1 tRNA gene and 1 rRNA gene are annotated in these 321 nt (G+C 44.2%); both read left to right on the top strand.

What is annotated here, in order from left to right:
- The first annotated feature begins 8 nt into the window (after positions 1–8).
- Positions 9–124, top strand: a 5S ribosomal RNA gene (rrf, locus tag H5300_RS27230).
- Positions 125–229: 105 nt separating this feature from the next.
- Positions 230–320: transfer RNA gene (locus H5300_RS27235), tRNA-Ser, on the top strand.
- Position 321: the final 1 nt, after the last annotated feature.

Here is a 321-nt window from a genome sequence, read left to right on the forward strand (position 1 = left end):
AAAATTTGCTTGGCGACCATAGCATTGTGGACCCACCTGATTCCATGCCGAACTCAGAAGTGAAACACAATAGCGCCGATGGTAGTGTGGGGTTTCCCCATGTGAGAGTAGGACATCGCCAGGCTCCTATTTATTTTCACTTTTTAAAAAGTGAAGACAAAAGGTATCGTTACTTGCATTAGCAATTAACAACATCATTAGTGTACTAATCTATTGATGACAATTTGTTGGAGGGATGGCTGAGTGGTCGAAAGCACCGGTCTTGAAAACCGGCAACCGTTAATAGCGGTTCTAGGGTTCAAATCCCTATCCCTCCACCAC

Source organism: Vibrio sp. SG41-7 (assembly GCF_014164465.1).
In the GTDB taxonomy this organism is placed as follows: domain Bacteria; phylum Pseudomonadota; class Gammaproteobacteria; order Enterobacterales; family Vibrionaceae; genus Vibrio; species Vibrio splendidus.